15 protein-coding genes are annotated in these 19,597 nt (G+C 66.1%); 10 read left to right on the top strand and 5 right to left on the bottom strand.

The features are described 5' to 3' along the window. Window positions 1-9 precede the first annotated feature (9 nt). The 9 genes from ABID81_RS00705 to wecB are packed head-to-tail and all read left to right on the top strand — an operon-like array spanning window position 10 to window position 10,871. Window positions 10-1,797 carry a polysaccharide biosynthesis protein gene (locus ABID81_RS00705; protein WP_354592939.1) on the top strand — a complete coding sequence of 596 codons (1,788 nt, stop codon included), beginning with the start codon at window positions 10-12 and terminating at the stop codon, window positions 1,795-1,797. Next, entirely contained in the window at window positions 1,794-2,939 is a 1,146-nt protein-coding gene (locus tag ABID81_RS00710; RefSeq protein WP_354592940.1) for a DegT/DnrJ/EryC1/StrS family aminotransferase, read from the top strand. The genes ABID81_RS00705 and ABID81_RS00710 overlap by 4 nt, the downstream gene beginning before the upstream one ends. After that, window positions 2,932-3,969 (top strand): GNAT family N-acetyltransferase, encoded by a 1,038-nt coding sequence (locus tag ABID81_RS00715; RefSeq protein ID WP_354592941.1) that lies wholly within the window; start codon window positions 2,932-2,934, stop codon window positions 3,967-3,969. Before ABID81_RS00710 ends, ABID81_RS00715 begins: the two co-directional genes overlap by 8 nt. Continuing rightward, window positions 3,966-5,819 (top strand): sugar transferase, encoded by a 1,854-nt coding sequence (locus tag ABID81_RS00720; RefSeq protein ID WP_354592942.1) that lies wholly within the window; start codon window positions 3,966-3,968, stop codon window positions 5,817-5,819. Before ABID81_RS00715 ends, ABID81_RS00720 begins: the two co-directional genes overlap by 4 nt. Then, window positions 5,816-6,622 carry a GNAT family N-acetyltransferase gene (locus tag ABID81_RS00725; protein WP_354592943.1) on the top strand — a complete coding sequence of 269 codons (807 nt, stop codon included), beginning with the start codon at window positions 5,816-5,818 and terminating at the stop codon, window positions 6,620-6,622. Before ABID81_RS00720 ends, ABID81_RS00725 begins: the two co-directional genes overlap by 4 nt. Next, a complete protein-coding gene (locus ABID81_RS00730; RefSeq protein WP_354592944.1) occupies window positions 6,612-7,598 on the top strand; it encodes a DegT/DnrJ/EryC1/StrS family aminotransferase in 987 nt (328 codons plus the stop codon). Before ABID81_RS00725 ends, ABID81_RS00730 begins: the two co-directional genes overlap by 11 nt. Next, window positions 7,595-8,656 carry an SDR family NAD(P)-dependent oxidoreductase gene (locus ABID81_RS00735; protein ID WP_354592945.1) on the top strand — a complete coding sequence of 354 codons (1,062 nt, stop codon included), beginning with the start codon at window positions 7,595-7,597 and terminating at the stop codon, window positions 8,654-8,656. The genes ABID81_RS00730 and ABID81_RS00735 overlap by 4 nt, the downstream gene beginning before the upstream one ends. After that, the gene (locus ABID81_RS00740) at window positions 8,653-9,747 is read left to right on the top strand and encodes a polysaccharide biosynthesis C-terminal domain-containing protein (RefSeq protein ID WP_354592946.1); all 1,095 of its coding nucleotides are present in this window, start codon (window positions 8,653-8,655) and stop codon (window positions 9,745-9,747) included. Before ABID81_RS00735 ends, ABID81_RS00740 begins: the two co-directional genes overlap by 4 nt. Then, window positions 9,744-10,871 carry a non-hydrolyzing UDP-N-acetylglucosamine 2-epimerase gene (gene wecB / locus ABID81_RS00745; protein ID WP_354592947.1) on the top strand — a complete coding sequence of 376 codons (1,128 nt, stop codon included), beginning with the start codon at window positions 9,744-9,746 and terminating at the stop codon, window positions 10,869-10,871. The genes ABID81_RS00740 and wecB overlap by 4 nt, the downstream gene beginning before the upstream one ends. Window positions 10,872-10,928: 57 nt before the next feature. Here wecB and ABID81_RS00750 read toward each other — a convergent pair whose 3' ends face one another. The 5 genes from ABID81_RS00750 to ABID81_RS00770 form a co-directional block, all read right to left on the bottom strand. After that, window positions 10,929-12,128 (bottom strand): glycosyltransferase family 4 protein, encoded by a 1,200-nt coding sequence (locus ABID81_RS00750; RefSeq protein ID WP_354592948.1) that lies wholly within the window; start codon window positions 12,126-12,128, stop codon window positions 10,929-10,931. Window positions 12,129-12,249: 121 nt separating this feature from the next. After that, a complete protein-coding gene (locus ABID81_RS00755; RefSeq protein ID WP_354592949.1) occupies window positions 12,250-13,575 on the bottom strand; it encodes an oligosaccharide flippase family protein in 1,326 nt (441 codons plus the stop codon). A gap of 44 nt (window positions 13,576-13,619) precedes the next feature. Beyond that, window positions 13,620-14,924, bottom strand: a complete 1,305-nt coding sequence (locus ABID81_RS00760; protein WP_354592950.1) for a nucleotide sugar dehydrogenase — start codon at window positions 14,922-14,924, stop codon at window positions 13,620-13,622. A 67-nt stretch (window positions 14,925-14,991) separates the two neighbouring features. After that, window positions 14,992-16,398, bottom strand: a complete 1,407-nt coding sequence (locus ABID81_RS00765; RefSeq protein WP_354592951.1) for a hypothetical protein — start codon at window positions 16,396-16,398, stop codon at window positions 14,992-14,994. 82 nt (window positions 16,399-16,480) lie between these two features. Further along, the gene (locus ABID81_RS00770) at window positions 16,481-17,440 is read right to left on the bottom strand and encodes an LCP family protein (protein WP_354592952.1); all 960 of its coding nucleotides are present in this window, start codon (window positions 17,438-17,440) and stop codon (window positions 16,481-16,483) included. A gap of 503 nt (window positions 17,441-17,943) precedes the next feature. On the opposite strand from ABID81_RS00770, the gene ABID81_RS00775 reads away from it, so the two are divergent. Then, entirely contained in the window at window positions 17,944-19,494 is a 1,551-nt protein-coding gene (locus ABID81_RS00775; protein WP_354592953.1) for a hypothetical protein, read from the top strand. Window positions 19,495-19,597 lie beyond the last annotated feature (103 nt).

Consider the following 19,597-nt stretch of genomic DNA (forward strand, 5'->3'; position numbering starts at 1 on the left):
GACCGGCTCATGGCCTCACCGGCCCGGCGCACCGGCCTGCAGGTCGTGCTCGACGCCCTGGTCTGGATCGTCGCGATCGTCTTCGCCGTGTCGCTGCGCTACGACTTCTCGTACGAGGCGGTCGCGTGGAGCGCGGTCGTCGGCGTGGCCGCCGTGACTGTCGTGCTCGGCGCAGCCCTGGGTTACGCGACCGGTCTCTACCGACGCCGGTTCGTGCCGGGCAGCTTCGCCGAGGTGCGCACCATCATGCGGGTCGTGGTCGTGACCGGGATCGCCGTGGGCGTCCCGGTGCTGGTGGTCGGCACCGAGATCATGCTGGCACGCAGCACGATGTTGATCGCCCTGCCGGTCGCCTTCGTCTTCATGGGAGCGCTGCGGTACGTTGCGAGGCTCTACGTCGAAGGTCGCCGTCGGCCGGGCGAGGGAGCCCAGCCGACGCTCATCTTTGGCGCGGGTCGTCTCGCGAACCACCTCATCCGCCGCATGCTGACGGACCCCGACTCGCCGTACCTCCCCGTGGGCCTGATCGACGACGACCCTTCGCGGGCGGGGTTGCGCATCGAGGGGGTCCGCGTCCTGGGCACGCGTCACGACCTCGTCGCCGCGGCCGAACGCAGTGGGGCGAAGGCCATCATCGTCGGCATCGCCAAGGCCGATGCCCCGCTGTTGCAGGACGTCACCGACCGAGCGGCGGAAGCAGGCCTGCGGGTCATGGTGCTGCCGCTGCTCGACGAGATCCTCGAGGGCAAGTCACGACTCGGAGACGTTCGCGACATCGCGATCGAGGACATCATCGGCCGGCACCCCGTCGACACGCAGGTCGAATCGATCGCGGGCTACTTGGCGGGCAAGCGCGTGCTCGTCACCGGCGCCGGCGGCTCGATCGGCAGCGAGCTGTGCCGTCAGATCGCCAAGTTCGGCCCGTCCGAGTTGATCATGCTCGACCGTGACGAGACCGGCCTGCAGCAGTCGCAGCTGTCGATCTCGGGCAACGGCCTGCTCGACACGAAAGAGGTCGTGCTGGCCGACATCAGGGACCCGGAGGCGCTGCGAGCAATCTTCGCGGAGCGTCGTCCCGAGGTGGTCTTCCATGCGGCGGCGCTGAAGCACCTGCCGATGCTCGAGCAGTACCCGGACGAGGCGTGGAAGACGAACGTGCTGGGCACTCAGAACGTGCTGGACGCGAGCAAGGCCGTCGGGGTGACGACGTTCGTCAACATCTCGACCGACAAGGCCGCGAACCCGACGAGCGTGCTGGGGCACTCCAAGAGGCTCGCCGAGCGGTTGACCGCGTGGGCCGCGGACGAGACCGGCGCCCGCTACCTGTCGGTGCGGTTCGGCAACGTGCTCGGCAGCCGTGGGTCGATGCTGCCCGTGTTCACGTCGCTGATCGAGGCCGGCGGCCCGCTGACCATCACGCACCCCGACGTGACCCGGTTCTTCATGACGATCCCCGAGGCGTGCCACCTCGTGGTGCAGGCGGGCGGCATCGGTTCGCCCAGCGAGGTGCTCATCCTCGACATGGGCGAGCCCGTGCGCATCCTCGACATCGCCGAACGCATGATCGCCATGTCGGGCCGGGACATCGGCATCGTCTACACGGGCCTGCGCGAGGGCGAGAAGATGCACGAGGAGCTCGTCGGAGACGGCGAGAGCGACAACCGGCCCGTGCATCCGAAGATCTCGCACACCACCGTGCCTGCGCTGCACCCGTCGCAACTCGACGGCGTGCACGCCGATTCGGGCCCGTGGACCGCGGAGCTCGCCCTCGACCCGAAACAGGAAGTCCCCGAGTGACCGAACGGATCTACATGAGCTCGCCCGACGTGGGCGAGCTGGAGGAGCAGGCCGTCCTCAACGCCATGCGTGGCGGGTGGATCGCCCCGCTCGGTCCCGACGTCGACGGCTTCGAGCGCGACGTCGCCGCGCGCGTGGGAGTCGACCATGGTGTCGCACTCAGCTCGGGTACCGCAGCGCTGCACGTCGCCCTGGTCGCCTGGGGTGTCGGGCCGGGCGACGTGGTGCCGACGTCCACGATGACCTTCGCGGCGACGGCGAACGCCATCGCCTACACGGGTGCGACGCCCTACTTCGTCGACTGCGACCCGGAGACCGGCAACATGGACCCCGGCCTCCTCGGTGAGGTCCTCGCCGAACTGCAGGCCGAGGGCGCTCGTGTCCCCGTCGTCGTGCCCGTCGACCTCCTGGGTAAAGCCGTGGACTACACGAGCATCCTCGAGCTCGCGGACGAGCACGGATCACGTGTCCTGTCCGACGCGGCAGAATCCCTCGGTGCGACCCACGTCGGACGTGCGGCGGGGTCGTTCGGTGACGCATCGGTGGTGTCGTTCAACGGCAACAAGATCATGACGACCTCCGGCGGGGGAATGTTGCTCACCGACGACGGGGACCTCGCGACACGAGTGCGCTACCTGTCGACCCAGGCTCGGCAGCCCGTCACCCACTACGAGCACACCGAGATCGGGTACAACTACCGTCTCAGCAACCTGCTCGCGGCACTGGGCCGAGCCCAGCTCTCCCGGCTGGACGACATGATCGCTCGCCGACGTGACGTTCGCGACCGCTACCGCGCGTTCTTCGCCGACGTCGACGGCATCGAGCTGTTCGGCGCCACCGGTGACGAGGGTGACAACTGCTGGTTGACATCGATCCTCGTCGACGAGACCACGACCGGTTACAGCACGACCGAGATATCGCGGGTCCTCGCCGAAGATCAGATCGAATCACGGCCACTGTGGAAGCCCATGCACCTCCAACCCGTCTTCGAGGGTGCCCGACAGCGGACCACGGGCGCGTCCGAGAACTTGTTCCGGAGGGGGCTCACCCTTCCGAGCGGTTCGGCGCTCACCGAGGCCGAGATCGATCGAGTCCTCGCTGCGCTCTCGATCGTCACAGGAGAGGCCAGCGGGCGTGCCTGAGTCCGCGTCCTTCGAAGTCCTCGACCGGCGCGAACCCGACCAACTCGCGGCTTGGATGAGAGTCTGGGCCGCGAGTGACGACGCGGACCCGTTCGCCCACCCCACGCACGTCGATCTCTTCACCGGCGAGGGCGATGCGGCACACTCCGCCGTGCTCACCTGGGACGGCGGTTCCATCCTGCTGCCCTTCGTCCTCCGTACCATCGACGGCACCAGGCATCACGACGTGACGTCGGCCTATGGCTACGGCGGCCCGTTCTCGAGTGGTGACGTCACGCTGGACCGCTGGCGCGAACTCTGGGCCGGATTCGCAGCCTGGTGCACCGGTCAGGGCGTCGTGTCCGAGTTCCTCCGGTTCAGCACGTCCCCGGACCCGCACGACATCGCCTACCCCGGGCAGTTGCACCATCGGTCGACCGTGATCGTCCGCTCGCTCGACCTCGAGCCCGAGGCCCTCTGGATGGACGTCGAGCACAAGGTGCGGAAGAGCGTCAACAAGGCCCGTCGATCGGGAGTCACGATCAGCGTCGACACCGAGGGAGGACGCCTCGAGGAGTTCCTCGCCGTCTACGAGGCCACGATGGAGCGTCGCGGTGCGCACGAGCGCTACCTCTTCGGACGACGCTTCTTCGAACGCATCCGCGACGAGATGCGCGGTTCGTTCGCGTTCTTCCATGCCGACGTCGACGGCGTCATGGTCTCGACCGAACTCGTGCTGGCGGGCCGACGCACGTTGTACTCATACCTCGGGGGCACGGACGACTCCGCATTCGCCCTCCGTCCGAACGACCTGTTGAAGCACGGCGTCATGACGTGGGGCGCTGAGACCGACAGAACCGCCTTCGTGCTCGGGGGCGGCGCCTCCCCCGGTGACGGCATCGAACGCTACAAGCTGTCGTTCGCTCCCGCGGGTGCTCGCCCGTTCTCCACGGGCGAGAGCATCGTCGACGCCGGGACGTACGCCGCGCTGTCCGGCGACGTCGACCCCGAGGAGCCGTATTTCCCCGCCTACCGGAGGCCACGGCCGTGAAGATCCTCATCATCTCCCAGTGGTACGACCCCGAACCGACCTTCAAGGGCCAGCTCTTCGCGGAGGAACTCGTTCGGCGTGGTCATGACGTCCAGGTGCTGACGGGATTCCCGAACTACCCGACCGGCACGCTCTACCCCGGCTGGACGATGCGCGTCCACCAGCGTGAGGTCGTGCGCGGCGTGCGCATCCTGCGGGTGCCGCTCTTCCCGAGCCACGACTCGTCGGCCCGCAACCGCGTGCTGAACTACGCGTCGTTCGCGCTCAGCGCCGCCGTGGGTGCGTTGTTCCTACCCCGGCCCGACGTGGCCTACGTCTACCACCCACCGGCCACGGCGGCACTGCCTGCTCTCGTGCTCGCCCTCGTGAAGGACGTCCCCTTCGTCTACGACGTGCAGGACCTCTGGCCCGACTCCCTCGAGGCGACCGGCATGGTGTCCGACCATCGCGTGCTCCGAGCAGTCGCCTGGGGCATGCGCCGCCTGTACGCCGCGGCGACACGCGTCGTCGTCCTCTCCCCCGGCATGCGCACCCTGCTCGGCAGGCGTGGCACCCCCGAGGGCAAGACCGACGTGATCTACAACTGGGCGTACGAGAGCGACCTCGGGACCGACCGGGACTCGACCGGTGTGGCCGTCTCGGCCCGACCGGCGGAACTGCCCCATGCCTTCAACGTCACGTTCGCCGGCAACCTCGGCAGCGCGCAGGGGCTGGATGTCGTGCTCGACGCCGCCGAGATCCTCCGCGACGACCCCGGCGTCGCCTTCGTCATCGTCGGCACGGGCCTGGAGGAGGCGCGGCTGAAGCAGTCCGCCGTCGATCGCGGCCTCGAGGGCGTCACCTTCCTCCCGCGTCGACCGGTCACCGAGATCGGACCGATCCTCGACGCCTCCGATGCCCTCCTCGTGCACCTCGTCGACGAGCCGCTCTTCCAGGTGACCATCCCGTCAAAGACCCAGGCCTATCTCTTGACAGGGCGTCCGGTGCTGATGGGCGTCGCTGGTGACGCCTCCGAGCTCGTCGAGAAGGCGGGCGCGGGCCTGACGTTCCCGCCCGGCGACGCAGGAGCCTTGGCCGACCGCGTGCGTCGGCTTCGCACGATGTCCCCGGAGGCGAGGGCGGAGTTCGGCACCCGGGGCCGCCTCTTCTACGACGAGACGTTGTCGCTCCGCTCGGGCGCTGCGGCGTTCGAGCGCACCTTCGAGCGTGCCCGTCCCTTGCGCCCTTGGCGCCTCGCCGTGAAGCGTGGGGCCGACGCAGCCGGCAGCGCCGCGGCCCTGGCCGTACTCGCGCTTCCCATCGCCGGTCTGGCCGTCGCAGCCTCCCGGGCGCTGGGTACACCCGTGCTGTTCCGCCAGGAGCGCCCCGGGCGTCACGGTGAACCCTTCGAGATGGTCAAGTTCCGGACGATGAACGACGCACGGGGCCCAGACGGCGACCTGTTGCCCGACGGCGAGCGCCTCACCCGGTTCGGCAGCTTCCTGCGCTCGACGAGCCTCGACGAGCTGCCCAGCCTCGTCAACGTATTGCGTGGTGACATGTCGTTCGTCGGGCCGCGCCCGCTGCTGATGCGTTACACGCGCTGGTTCACCGCCGCAGAGAGACATCGCCTCGACGTCCGTCCCGGAGTCACCGGCCTGGCGCAGGTCAGCGGCCGTAACACGACCCCATGGGACGACCGCCTCGCCCTCGACGTGGACTACGTCCGCGGGCTGTCCCTGCGACGCGACCTGCGCCTCCTCGTCGCCACGCTCGCCCGGGTGACGCGGCGTTCCGGCGTGGTCGTCGACGCTGAATCGATCATGCAGAACCTGGACGACGAACGCCGCGATCGTGAGGCTCGCTCGTGAGTGTCGAGGTCCGGCCTGCCGTGCTCGCCGACGTTCCCCTGCTCGCCGACCTGACCGCACGGTCGTTCGATGAGTCGCTGCACCCCTACCTCACGGTCGCGCAGGCGGGGGCGGCTCGATTCCTGGCGTTGGTCGTCACGCATCCGCACCTCCACCCCGGGCGCGAGTTGCTCGTCGCCGTCTCCGAGGAGGCGGTGGTCGGCTACGCAGACCTCCGCACCTCCCCCGAGGGCGACGCGTTCCTCAGCTACCTCTGCGTCGTCGAGGAGGCCCGCGGGCGCGGCGTCGCGACGGCCTTGCTCGACGTCTTCAGGGCCGAGCGTGCTCCCCGCAGCCTGGCCCTCGACGTCTTCACCTCGAACGGGCCCGCGAATGCTCTCTACGACCGGCTGGGTTTCGGCCACGGGCCGTTGAGCACCTGGGTCACCCGTCCTCTGCCCGCCGCAGCGAGCGTCCCCGCACCCGTCGAGGCATTCGCCAGCCAGCACGCGACCCAGGAGGCCTACGGCTTCTCGCAGTTCCGGACGGGCGACCTGCCCGTCGCGGGTCGGATGCGGGCTCCGTCGACCTTCGGGCGGATCGGCGAGACCGTGCTGAAGTGCTTCGCTCCCTCCGATTTCGACGACGACGACGTCCTCGCCGCTCTCCGGGCGTCGTTCCCCACCACGACGGAGGCGTTCGTCATCGTCGCCGACGACAGTCGCCCGGCATCTCCCCACGGCGTCGTCGTCACGAGTGAACGACGCACCCTCGACACCCGGCAGGACGCCACAGGAACCAGGAGGCACGGCCGTGCAGCGTGACATCACCAAGAAGGCCCTCGAGCGCAGCACCTACGAGCGGCCGGCGTTCTTCTACTCGTCGGCCCGCGAGGGGATGCTCGACCTGCTGAGGAACGTCCTGCAACCGGGCCGTGCCGTGGCCCTCCCGGCCTTCATCGGCTGGTCGCCGAACGAAGGCAGCGGCGTCTTCGACCCCGTCGAGGAGTCCGGTGTCGGGCGCCGCTTCTACGACCTGAACAGCGATCTCACCGTCGACCTCGCCTCGCTCGAGCAGACCTTGGCCGCGGGCGACGTCGGCGTGCTCGTGGTCATCCACTACTTCGGCCGTACCGACCCCGCGTGGCAAGAGATCCGCCGCCTCGCCACGGAACACGATGTGTTCCTCGTCGAGGATCTGGCGCACGGTTGGTTCTCCGCCCTCGGGAGAGGGGCCTCGGGCACTTACGGTGAGGCGCAGCTCTACTCACTGCACAAGATGTTGCCGTTGGCGGACGGTGGCATGGTCACCTACCGCTCACCCGGGCTGGTGCGCGACCAGACCTCCACCGACCATGCCCTGCCGGGCCGCTTGCTCAGCTACGACACCGAGGCCATCTCAGCCCATCGCCGCGACCTCTTCGAGCGCACCGGTGCCGCCCTGGCCGAGCTCGCCCGGGTCGACGACCGCTTCGCGTTGATGTGGCCGGACATGGGCGACGACGTCCCGCAGACCCTGCCGGTGCGCATCACCGGCGCCGACCGGAACCACGTCTACCGCTACATGAACGAGCACGGCGTCGGCATGGTCAGCCTGTACCACACGCTGATCCCCCAACTCCCGGCGGGCTTCGACGAGGTCCGGGCGATCTCGCGTCAGATCATCAACTTCCCCGTCCACCAGGACGTCGACCCCGACCGTGTGGACGGGATCGTCGCCCTCTTCCGCGAGGCGCTGGACGCCGCCGCGACCGTCGATTCCTCCCCTTCGTCCGACGCCACCGCAGAGAGGCACGCATGAGCACCACCGACACGAACGACTACGAGGGTCGCACCGTCCTCATCACGGGCGGCACCGGCTCGTTCGGGCGGACGGTCGCGCAGAAGCTGCTGGCCTCGGGTGTCGCGCAGGTCCGCATCCTCAGCCGTGACGAGGCCAAGCAGGACCAGATGCGGCACGACCTGGGTGACGGACGCGCCCGCTTCTACGTCGGCGACGTGCGCGACTACCTCAGCGTCGAGCGGGCGGCGCGAGACGTCGACTACGTCTTCCACGCGGCGGCCCTCAAGCAGGTACCCTCGTGCGAGTTCTTCCCGATCGAGGCCGTCAAGACGAACGTCCTCGGCAGTGAGAACGTCGTTCGCGCGAGCGAGGAGGCGGGCGTGTCATCCCTCGTCTGTCTCAGCACCGACAAGGCCGTCTACCCGGTCAACGCCATGGGCATGAGCAAGGCGATGATGGAGAAGGTGGCGCAGTCCCACGGGCTGAACAATCCGAACGCCGTCACCACCGTGTCGTGCGTGCGCTACGGCAACGTCATGTACTCACGGGGTTCGGTCATCCCTCTCTTCATCTCGCAACTGAAGGCCGGCAAGGACCTCACCGTGACCGACCCCGCCATGACCAGGTTCATGATGTCGCTGCCGTCGTCGGTCGACCTCGTCGAGCACGCATTCCGCAACGCCCGTCAGGGCGACCTGTTCATCAGGAAGGCCGCGGCCTGCACGATGGGCGACCTCGCCCAGGCGGTGATCAACGTGTTCCGCAGCGACCGACGGGTCACCGTGATCGGCACCCGCCACGCCGAGAAGGTGTCCGAGGCACTGGCGAACCGCGAAGAGCTCTCCCGGGCCGAGGACATGGGCGATTACTTCCGCATCTCCGCCGACAAACGTGATCTCAACTACAGCGCCTTCTTCGAGGAGGGCGACCCGCAGCAGGTCGAGTTCACCGATTACGACTCCCACACCGTCGACCGGATGACCGTGGCCGAGGTCGAGCAGATGCTCTTGTCGCTACCCGAGGTGCGTTCGGAGCTCGCCTTGGCCGGCATCGGGGCGCCGGAACGGTCCGCATGAAGATCGCGATGACCGGGGCCGGAGGCTTCGTGGGCTGGCACACCCGGGCGTATCTCCACTCGATCGGCGGGCACGACGTGCACCCGTTCGCGGTCGGCTCGGCCTTCGACGCCAGCGCGGCCGACGTGGCCGTGTCGGGATCGGACCGGCTGCTGCTGATCGCCGGAGTGAACCGGGGTAGCGACCACGAAGTCCGGGACGGGAACCTGCTCTTCGCCGAGCAGGCCGCAGTGGCCCTCCGAGCCGCCGAGGCCCCACCCCGCCTCGTCGTGTTCGCGAGCTCGACCCAGGTCGGCAACGGCTCGGTGTACGGGCAGGCCAAGCACGAGGCGTCGGAGGTCGTACGGGTTGCTTCCGAAGCCGTCGGAGCACGCTTCGTCGACCTGCGGCTGCCCAACCTGTTCGGTGAGCACGGGCGCCCCTTCTACAACTCGGTCACGGCGACGTTCTGCCACCTGCTGAGTCGGGGTGAGACGCCGTCGGTCGAGATCGACAACACGCTGAGCCTGCTGCACGTTCAGCACGCGGTAGAGGCTCTGGTGGAGGGCAGCCCGAGCAGCGTCCTCGAGCCGCACGTCACGGTGTCGTCCGTCTCGTCGCTCCTCTCGACCCTCTCGACCTTTGCCGAGGCCTATGGGCGGGGCGACGTACCCGCCTTGAGGAGCGACTTCGAGCGGGACCTGTTCAACACCTACCGGTCGTTCGCCTTCGAGGTGTCGACGCACCTCGACCTGCGGCAGAACGCCGACGATCGGGGCAGCTTCACCGAGGTGATCAGGTCGCACGGCGGCTCGGGCCAGACGTCCTTCTCGACGACGGTGCCGGGTGTCACACGAGGTCAGCACTACCATCGGCGCAAGATGGAGCGCTTCACGGTGCTCGCCGGCTCGGCCGACATCCGCCTTCGCCGCCTGTTCTCGGACGACGTCGTGACGGTCTCGGTCGACGGTGATCGACCGTGTTCCGTCGACATGCCGACCTTCTGGGCACACTCGATCACCAACACCGGCGACGACGTGCTCTACACGATGTTCTGGTCGAACGAGATCTTCGACCCCGCAGCCCCCGACACCATCCCGGAGACCGTATGACCACCCCCGCCCCTCGTCTCAAGGTCGTGACCGTCGTCGGGACGCGCCCCGAGATCATCCGCCTCTCGGCCGTGATCAAGCGCCTGGACGAACACGTCGACCACGTGCTGGTGCACACCGGCCAGAACTACGACTACGAGCTCAACGAGGTGTTCTTCGAAGACCTCGGGCTGCGTCGGCCCGATCACTTCCTCGAAGCCGACACGTCCTCGCTCGGAGCCGTGCTGGGCAGCATCCTCGTGTCGATCGAGAAGGTGCTCGTCGACGAGCGACCCGACGCCTTCCTGGTGCTCGGTGACACGAACAGCAGCATCTCTGCGGTCATCGCCAAGCGCTTGAAGATCCCGGTCTTCCACATGGAGGCCGGCAACCGTTCATTCGACGAGAACGTGCCCGAAGAGACCAACCGACGGCTGGTAGACCACGTGGCCGACTACAACCTCGTCTACACCGAGCACGCCCGCCGTAACCTGCTGGCCGAGGGGCTGCACCCGTCGCGCATCCGCCTCACCGGTTCGCCGATGAAGGAGGTGCTGGCCCAGAACGCGGACGGTGTCGCCGCGAGCACCGTCCTCACGGACGAGGAGCTGGAGTCGGGCGGCTACTTCTTGGTCAGCCTGCACCGCGAGGAGAACGTCGACCACGCCGGCCGTCTCGAGTCGATCCTGCGCGGTCTGAACGACGTCGGACAGCAGTACGACCTGCCGGTGCTGGTGTCCACGCATCCGCGGACGCGCAACCGGCTGGAGGCGCTCGACCGCTCGTTCGATCGACTGCGGTTTCACAAGCCTTTCGGCTTCCACGACTACCTGGCCCTGCAGAAATCGGCTCGGCTCGTCCTGTCGGACAGCGGCACGATCGCCGAGGAGTCGTCGCTCCTCGGCTTCCCGGCCGTCACCCTTCGCGATGCCATCGAGCGCCCCGAGGCCGAGGACACCGGCAGCATCGTGCTGACCGGGACGTCTTCCGCGGGTATGTCTCGCGCGGTGAGCTACGTCCTTGACACCCCGTCTGTCGCCCCCGTGCCTGTCGACTACGAGATAGCCAACACATCGCATCGAACGGTTTCGGCGATCCTGTCGCTAGCACTCAGCTTTAACGAGCGCACGGGCATCCGCAGGTAGTGGACGTCGACCTCTCAGTCAAAGCCAAACCCCGCCGACATGACTACTCGTGCGACGCTAGCTTCGGATAAGCGGCGCTGCCAGCACCAAGTCGAAGACATGGGGCTTAGCCTGTTGCGCTTTCCACCGGTCGTATGCGTCGGCGGCCAGACCGCGCCTACGTCTACGCTCTTCAGGGTCAGCCATGACGTATTCGTCCAAGGCCCGCCGCCAGGATTCGGTGGTCCGCTCTGGGACAACGACGCCACCGCCTTCGGCGAGGGTCCTAGACCACGGCGTGGTGTCGGAACAGATGATTGGGCAGCCCACGGACAGGGCCTCCGCGATCACGTGGCCGAAATTTTCGCCGGCCGTTGGCATGACCAGTGCATCAAAGCCAGACATCGTGCTGCGAACGTCTTCGTGAGGTAGCGAGTCGTGGAATCGTACGGAGACTTGCTTGGGTAGTTTCCCGACCATCCTCAGGCACCGTTCAAGGTAGGCGCTGTCCTCCGCTGGCCCGAACACGTCAAGATCCACTGCGCCCGGCGCCTCTGACAACGCATCCATCACGAGGTGAAGCCCCTTGTGCTCGACGATCCGGCCGACGCTTATCAGCGACAGCGGGCCGGGTGAGAGCTCGTCGTTATCGTGTAGACCTGCACGGTCGCTTACCACCGGAAGCAGCGTGTCGTTCTCGCGGACGAGAACCTGCGCTGCCGAACCCCACACGCGCTCGATGTCTGCCTTCTCCGCCGGCGAGGACGCGTGCCACAAGACACCGCGGTGCAGCCCGAGGCGCCGGTAGAGGGTCAAAAAAAGTTGCTTTTTACGCGATTTCGAAGCAATTGCGGCAATGCCGAATTCACCCCGCGGCGCGACGAGAAGGCGTTTAGACCGGAGATAACCGATCTTGCGCAAGAGTTGCGGGACGATCGACAAGTGGAAGTCGAAAAAGGAATTCACGTAGACCAACTCGGGACGATGAGCACGGGCCGACGCCATCGCAGACATCAGACTCCTTAGCTTTTCGACTGAGGCGTAGCGCACGCTGATCCCGTCTCGCTGGCTCCAAGTGTCCACGTCGACCGCTAATTGCGCATGGTCACCCTGATCGGTGTCCCTCGTCACGACCCTGACGTCATAGCCGGGCGGTGAGGTCAGAACCAGGGCCTCCAGGGTCCGGATGGGACCTCCCCCGCGGAACGCCGGGGGGTAGCGGGTGGCGAAGACGACCACGGTTGCTGCCTGCTGGGGGGAGGCTGGATCTGAGGTCATGAACTATTCGTCTCCTGTTCGTGCCGAGTAAAGCCTTGGGTCGTCGGGGGTAAGTGCGCCTTCCCGGGTGTCATCCAAGGACACCCAGGTCGCGAAGTGCGAGAAAGCTCATGTGAAGAGGTCACGCGTCGACCACCACTGACAAGCGACGATCTGATCGCTGCATTCTGCCGAGAGAGATCAAGAGGATGGCGAGGGTTACCGACTCGCCTATGCCGAGAGCGACCGCCGCGCCGAGTAGCCCGACGGACGACACAGCGGGCAGCATGAGGGCCGCACCAAGGACGAGTCCCGTGATCTGTGCTACCGCGGCGGCGCCAGGTAGCCCCCTTGCCCGAATGAGAGCCCCCGCGACCTGCGAGACCGAACGCGCCACCATCACCGCGGCCAGCGCCCAGACGACAGGTACAGAGGCCGTGAAAGCTGAGCCGAAGAAGAAGGGGACTGCGAGGGGGGCCGACGCACATAAGGCCGCGGAGACGAGGAGACTGACGGCGCACACGTGCACGATGGTCTTGGTCTCGACGGTGCGTCTCTCTCGCCAACCAAGTTCGCGTTTCGAGGCACGCGGGAATACGACGTTGGCAATGGCGGCGGAGAAAGGGGCGACGAGCAGCGCAACCGTCGAACCAACTGCATAGAACCCGACTTCGGGAGAGCTGACGAGTCGAGACAACGCGATCTTGTCGTATTGCGCCGCCAGTACCGTGGGCACGGCCGCCGCGGAGTACCGCATGCCGTACACACCCTGTGACACATGATCAGGACTGTCACCGGCGGACTGCCTGGCTAAATTGACGTCAACTTCGACTGAACGTGCTGGGCTCAGTCCGTCAGTCTCAGTCGATAGTTTCAGGCTAAGCAAACCGAGAACGATGAACTGCAAGGATGTGCTCGCTACGAGCGCAATAGCGACTCCCCGGACGGAGACGTCGCCGAGCACAAGCATCATCGCAACGCCAACGGCATAGAAGAGGGGCTGCGCAACGCGCACCACGTTCCACCGGCGGATGTCCCGGGCTTGCATGGCGAACAATCTGGCCGCGAAGAGACTGTTGATGATGATGCCGAGCGAGGCGAGTCGATAGGCGTCCTCGACCTCGCGGACGCCGCCTGCAAGCTGAGGCGCCGCGATGATGCCCGCCGCAGCTACCAGAAGACCCCCAACCAGCATGAATCGCCTAGCCCGACGGACTACCTCACGTCGCCGATGCGGATCACGAGCCACGAAGAACGTCACTGCTCCGCTTTGCCCGATTTCGGCGACGACTAGAGCGACGGTGAAAAAGGCCATGACGACGGCCCAAGCCCCGCGTCCCTCAGGGCCCAACCCGCGAGCAGTGAGAACACCTGACACCGTACCGAGCCCGACGGACGCCAAGTTGGCGATCGTCACCTGAAGGACCGGGTTGCGCAGGGCACCGAAAACGTTCTTCCCTGAAAACATGCGTCAACTTTCTCGGTACCGGTGTCCCCACCGGGCACGTACGATCAGAGCACCTCCGCCGATGGGACAGCCCGAGTGTTGCGGGTGTCAAGCACGAGGGATTCACTGGCGTTCAGCGGTGAGAGGTCGACGTCGGGATGGGCCGTCACGACGATCACGAGGTCGACGTCTTCGAGGGAAGTAGCGTCGAGCGTCACACGCTTGACTCCTTTCGGCCAGCGATGCTGCTCGACGTGGTCGTCCACAGCCACCAGGTGGGCGCCGAGTCCGAGTAGAAGCTCGATCATCGCCATCGACGGTGCCTCACGGACATCTCCTGTGCCGGGCTTGTAGGCCAACCCGACGAGCATGATGCTCGTGCCACGGACCGGCTTGCTCACTCCGTTGAGCATCGCCATCGCTCGCTCCACAACGTAATTGGGCATGTGGTCGTTCACGTCATTGGCCAGCTCGACGAATCGGAACGGGCGACCAAGCTGTTTGCGTACCTGCCAGGACAGGTAGCTCGGATCGACGGGCAGACAATGTCCGCCGACACCGGGACCGGGTGTGAACTTCATGAACCCGAAAGGCTTTGTTGCTGCGGCTTCGATCGACTCCCAGACGTCGACCCCTAGCTGATTGGCGAACATCGCCAACTCGTTCACAAGAGCGATGTTGACATGCCGGAACGTGTTCTCAAGCAACTTCGTGAGCTCCGCCTCTTTCGTCCCAGAGACAGGCACAGTCGTTCGCACGAGCTGGTCGTAGAAGCCCTGCACAGCCACAAGAGACGCGGGGTCTATTCCCGCCACGACCTTTGGCGTTTCGACGAACCCCCACGTCGCATTTCCAGGGTCGATGCGTTCGGGACTGTAGCCGACCAAAAAATCGGCTCCCGCTCTAAGGCCAGAGCCTGCCTCGAGTATCGGCACAAGAAGCTCTTCTGTTGTGCCTGGGTAGGTCGTCGATTCGAGGATGACCGTTGCTCCCGGTCGTATATGAGGCGCCAGGGACGCAGCTGACTGCTCGATGAAAGTCAGGTCAGGCAGCGACTCCCGGAGCGGCGTCGGGACGGTAATGACGGCAACATCAAAATTTGCCACATCGTCGTAGCTCATCGTGGCGAGATACCGGCCGCTCTCAAGGGCCGCGCGCAGAGTCTCGTCCGTGATGTCGTCGACATAGGACGACCCGTTTCGCAGCAGACTCGTCCGATTCTCATCGAGATCGATGCCAACCACGTCATGGCCGACATCGACTGCACGCATAGCCACAGGGAGGCCAACGTACCCTTGGCCTACGACGATGGTTTTCATGAGGATTCCCGTCTCATTGTTGAAGCATGGCGTCGACAAGTTGCCGAACATCCCGAGGTCTTTCGTTCTGAATCAGGAGGAGATCCTGCCGGTGGCGTTGGCAAAGTTGAGCTATGGCTCATACTCGGCCGTGATCGGTCCGGTGCCGAGAGCGAGGGTCACGCCCCTCAATCCCTGCCCTCCCGCTCCCGGCCCCAGGCAGCGTCACCGCCTCGTTGGAACGATTCCATCCGAGGGCCAAGAAAGCGACAAGTAGGCATATGAGCCGGGGGCCTGTACGCGAAACGTATGTGAAGGCCCCACCCCAGATCAGGTCAGTCAGCGATGCGGCCAAGATGAGCAAGGCTGCGATCTTTAGCAAGTCCAAGCGGGACATTCCAGGGATGGTTCCGGCGCGCTGCGCGATGTTGTCGAGCCATCGAACGAGTAAACCCAAGATGCCTACCATCAGCACGAGACCCGGGAATCCAAAGGCAAAAATCCACTCTCCATGAAAGAGTGCAGCCTCGGAATGCCCACGCCCGATTAGATCGGGTCGAAAGAAGTCGGCCAATTCCGCGCCGAAGCCTACTGGCTTGGTCGGCCAAATCTGCCGGGGAACGAGCGCAACCGCGGCAGCGAAGAACGTATGGAGCCCCGTATGGGTTATCTGATCAGCGGCTTCCAGGTGCATCAATTCGGCGAAGCGCACAAACGGGCCAATGGCGGATTCAAGCCCAGTTACGTTGGCACTTTGATTTGGGTTTAATGAGCCGGAGAACTTGACGCGAGCGGCGGCCAAGTACAGAAGTACCGGCGGAAACGAGATGAGTAGAGCGAGTTTTACTGAGCGCCCCCTCCAACGGTGCGCCGCAGTTGCTGCTATTACTATACCCAAAGCGCCAATCTGGAGCCGGCCGAAGCCTGCAAAAACAAACTCCATATAAATGATAAATGACACTGCTATTAGACCGTATGCGGCAAGCTTGACTCGACGGGGCCTGCGGAGCGACGCAACAGACAACAGAGTTATACCTGCGAAGGCAGCTCCATCGTCGAATCCGTACTGACTTAGAGGAGTCCGGACGAGGATGACACCGGCAATGACAAGGCCCAGCCCCGCCCATATGCCCCAGGTGGTGATCCCTGTTCGCTCAATCGGGACGACTGCGTCGTTGCGGAGGGGGCGAGGCTGCCAGAACAGGAAGTACAACAAAAGTTGTGACCAGTAAGCAACATTCACTGCTGCGATATAGTTAACAGGACCGTGAATGATCGGGTCGTCGAAGTAGAGGTAGATCGCCGGGAAAAAGATGAACAAGCCGCTGGCGATCATGTAGATTCCGGGAGCTGAGATGCGTTGCCCGCCGTCTCGCCAATATGAACTGACCCCATGCGCAAGGCCGGCGACGCCGACGAAAAGCTGTGCCGGTTTACTTTCCAAACCCTCTAGGGGGAGGTTTGCAAGCGCACCCACGACGATCCACGCCACGAATGAACGCGAAATACGGTAGGACACAGGCCGCCGGAGATTCATTGTCGTCATGGGAGGGCAGACGAGGTATCCGTCGCTGAGAGTCCGCGTATATTTTTCTCTCCAAGGACGGAAAGCCGAAGTCTCATCAGCTTCACTGTGTGGCCGGTACGTTGTTGAGGGAATCGTTGACTAAGCCCGCCCTGACGGCGTCGAGGCCGGGTTGGTCGACGTTGACGATCGACTGGCCGCCGACCGAGCCGGTGCCGGCCGTCGGCACGGTGAAGAAGTGCATCGCCGATGCGTCGATCGATCGCAGGCTGACGCCGAGGGAGGCAATCGTTCCGATGTCGAATTCTTTGTCGACGGTGAGGTAAGGCGACATGGCCGTGACGAATGCCGACACCTTGCCCGGGTCGGTCAAGGTCGACCTACTCAGGATTGTGTTGGCCAGGCCCTTGACGAACGCCTGCTGGTTCTTCACCCGCGTGAAGTCGGCATCGGCAAACGCATAGCGCTCTCGAACGAAGGCCAGTGCCGCATCGCCCTCAAGCTTGTTGAGGCCAGCAACGTACGAGAACCCGGCCTTGGTCGAGAACGCCTGCGGCGAGAACACGTCCACCCCGCCCAGCGCCGTCGTCATGCCCTTGAAGCCCTCGAAGTCGATAATGGCAACGTGGTCGATGCGGACGCCGAGCAGCTGCTCGACGGTCTGGACGGTCAGGGGCGAGCCGCCGTAGGCGAAGGCCGCGTTGATCTTGTTCGAGCCGTGGTCGGGGATCGGCACGTAGAGGTCGCGCATGATCGACATGACGTAGACGTTCTCGCGGTCGGCGTCGACGTGCACCAGCATCATCGAATCGGTCCGCTGGTCCGAGGCCGAGGCGTCGTCGATCGTCGTCGCGTCGGCCCGCGAGTCCGAACCCATCAGCAAGATGTTCATCGCCCCGTCGGACGCCGGCGCCGGACGCGTCGACTCCTCAGGGAAGGCCTGGTCGATCTTGGTCGCGTTGTCGTCGAACGAACTCGCGAGCCGCGCGGCGTAGACACCCCCGACGACACCGACCACCACCAGCACACCGACCAGCACCGACGCCAACGTGATCAACACCACGACCGGCTTCGACAGACGACGCCCACGCTTCTTGCCGGGGGTCGGCTCGCCACGCTGCCCGTCGTCGTCCGAGGTCAGAGTGAAGATGTCGCTCATGCGGCTCGCTCCCCTAGCACTTGGTCACGGATCTCGGCCAAAGCTCACCCGACTATAACAACGGGCCGTAGATTCCTCGGCTCCCACACCCGCCCCGAACGGGGGCCACGTCCGGCATCACCAGCTCGCTCGCCGTCGGCAGCGTTCGGCCCCCGACGAGCTCGTGGCCCACCCCCCGAACGGGTCGATAGCAGATCTACGGCCGGACGCCACCCGTGAAAGGGTGACAGGGGGGTGTCTCGGCAATCACCCGACGTTTTGTGGACCGAACGGTGTTGATCTCTCAGGTTCTGGATAGGTTCAGAGGGTGCTGCCCTCCGGGCCCGCACGGCATGTCTCACCCGGCGCTGGGCCGTGGGCGGACAAGCGATGACGCTTGCACCACCGAACAAGAAAGCACTCACCACGTGATCACCAAGTTTTCCTGGCGCCGTGCGGTGGCCGTTCCGGCCGTCCTCACGCTCGCCCTCGGAGGGGCCCTCCTCTCCAGCACCGCGGCGCAGGCCGCCCCGGGCAACCTCGTCATCACGAGCCCGACGGACGGCGGCCCGACCACCTCGCGCACCGTCGTCGTCACCGGCTCCGTGACGCCCGGTGCCATCGTCACCTTCTCGACCTCTGATGGCGGTACGGAACTGACGCGCACCACGTCAGACCGCAACACGGGCGCCTTCACCGCGACCCTGCCGACCTACCCGGACGACGCCGTTCGCGAACAGAGCGTCTTCGTCGACGGCCTCGTCAGCTTCAGCGGTTTCGACGAGCCCAAGACGCTGTCGTTCGTGCTGCCGATCGCCAAGTACCTCACGCTCGCGAGCCCCGTCCAGGGCTCGACGACCGACTCGCGTACCGTGACCTTCACGGGCACGGCCACCGAGGGCTCGACCGTCACGGTCTCCAACGCCTCGGGTGAGCTCGGTCGTCAGAACCTCGGCAACGCGTCGACGTACTCCATCACGGTTCCTTACGACGACGCGGCGACCCAGGCTCAGACCGTCACCGTCGGTGGCATCCTCGGCGGCAGCGGCTTCGTACCGATCACGCGCGACTTCACGATCCCGGCCCTCCCGGCCGCGACCAAGACCGTCACGGTGGAATCGCCCCTCCAGGGCTCCACGACCGACTCGCGCTCGGTCACCTTCACTGGTACCGCTCCCGTGGGCTCGACGGTCACCATCACCGGTGCCGACGGCGAGCTCGGCCGCGCCAACCTCGGCAACGCCAGCACCTACTCGATCACCGTCGAGTACGCGGCCGACGCTCCCGTCGACCAGACCGTGACCGTCGGCGGCTTCGTCGGTGGCAGCGGCTTCGACAACACCGTCGTGCGTTCGTTCGTCCTGCCCGCCGCCGTGGTCGTCCCCCCGACCACGCCCGACGCCACGCTGGACGCCCCCGTCATCACCTCGCCCACCGAGGGCCAGGTCGTCGTCGGTGACCAGGTCACCTTCACCGGTACCGGAACCCCCGGTTCGAACATCCTGCTCGCCGTCGTGCCGACGGACCAGGTCGCCGAGCTCGAGGCCGCCGAGGGCACCGACACGATGGCCGCCGCGGCCGCCGAGCCGGCCGACCCGACCGACCCGACCGACCCGATCGTCGTGGACGCCGACGGCAACTGGACCGTCACCCTCGCCCTGACGCCGGACGACTACACGGCCGCCGCCGTCGCGTTCCTGCTCGACGAGAACGGCGCCCCCGTGCTCGACGCCGCCGGCCAGCCGGTCATCTCGGACCCCTCGGCCGACGTCGCCTTCAGCCTCGTCGCCGCGGTCGTCCCGGCCGGCACCCCCGCCACCCCGATCGCCACCGGCACCACCGGCCTGGCGTACACGGGTAGCGAAGGCACCGAGGCCGCCATCGGCATCGGCGCCGCCGTCCTGCTGCTCGGCGCGACCCTGATGGTCCTGGCTCGCCGCCGTGCGAAGCTCGCGACCACCGACGTGGCCGCCGAGTAACACCCGCACCACGACGACGGCCCCCGTCGCTGCCTCGGCAGCCACGGGGGCCGTCCCGCGTCCGACGCGACCCGCCCCGCACGCACGAGAGCCCCCACCTGAT

This window comes from Frigoribacterium sp. PvP054 (genome assembly GCF_040547465.1).
Lineage (GTDB): Bacteria > Actinomycetota > Actinomycetes > Actinomycetales > Microbacteriaceae > Frigoribacterium.

Coding starts and splice junctions, on each gene's coding strand:
- ABID81_RS00750 (WP_354592948.1), bottom strand. CDS start 12,128: ATGACCTCAGATCCAGCCTCCCCCCAGCAGGCAGCAACCGTGGTCGTC.
- ABID81_RS00755 (WP_354592949.1), bottom strand. CDS start 13,575: ATGTTTTCAGGGAAGAACGTTTTCGGTGCCCTGCGCAACCCGGTCCTT.
- ABID81_RS00705 (WP_354592939.1), top strand. CDS start 10: ATGGCCTCACCGGCCCGGCGCACCGGCCTGCAGGTCGTGCTCGACGCC.
- wecB (WP_354592947.1), top strand. CDS start 9,744: ATGACCACCCCCGCCCCTCGTCTCAAGGTCGTGACCGTCGTCGGGACG.
- ABID81_RS00760 (WP_354592950.1), bottom strand. CDS start 14,924: ATGTTCGGCAACTTGTCGACGCCATGCTTCAACAATGAGACGGGAATC.
- ABID81_RS00735 (WP_354592945.1), top strand. CDS start 7,595: ATGAGCACCACCGACACGAACGACTACGAGGGTCGCACCGTCCTCATC.
- ABID81_RS00740 (WP_354592946.1), top strand. CDS start 8,653: ATGAAGATCGCGATGACCGGGGCCGGAGGCTTCGTGGGCTGGCACACC.
- ABID81_RS00765 (WP_354592951.1), bottom strand. CDS start 16,398: ATGACGACAATGAATCTCCGGCGGCCTGTGTCCTACCGTATTTCGCGT.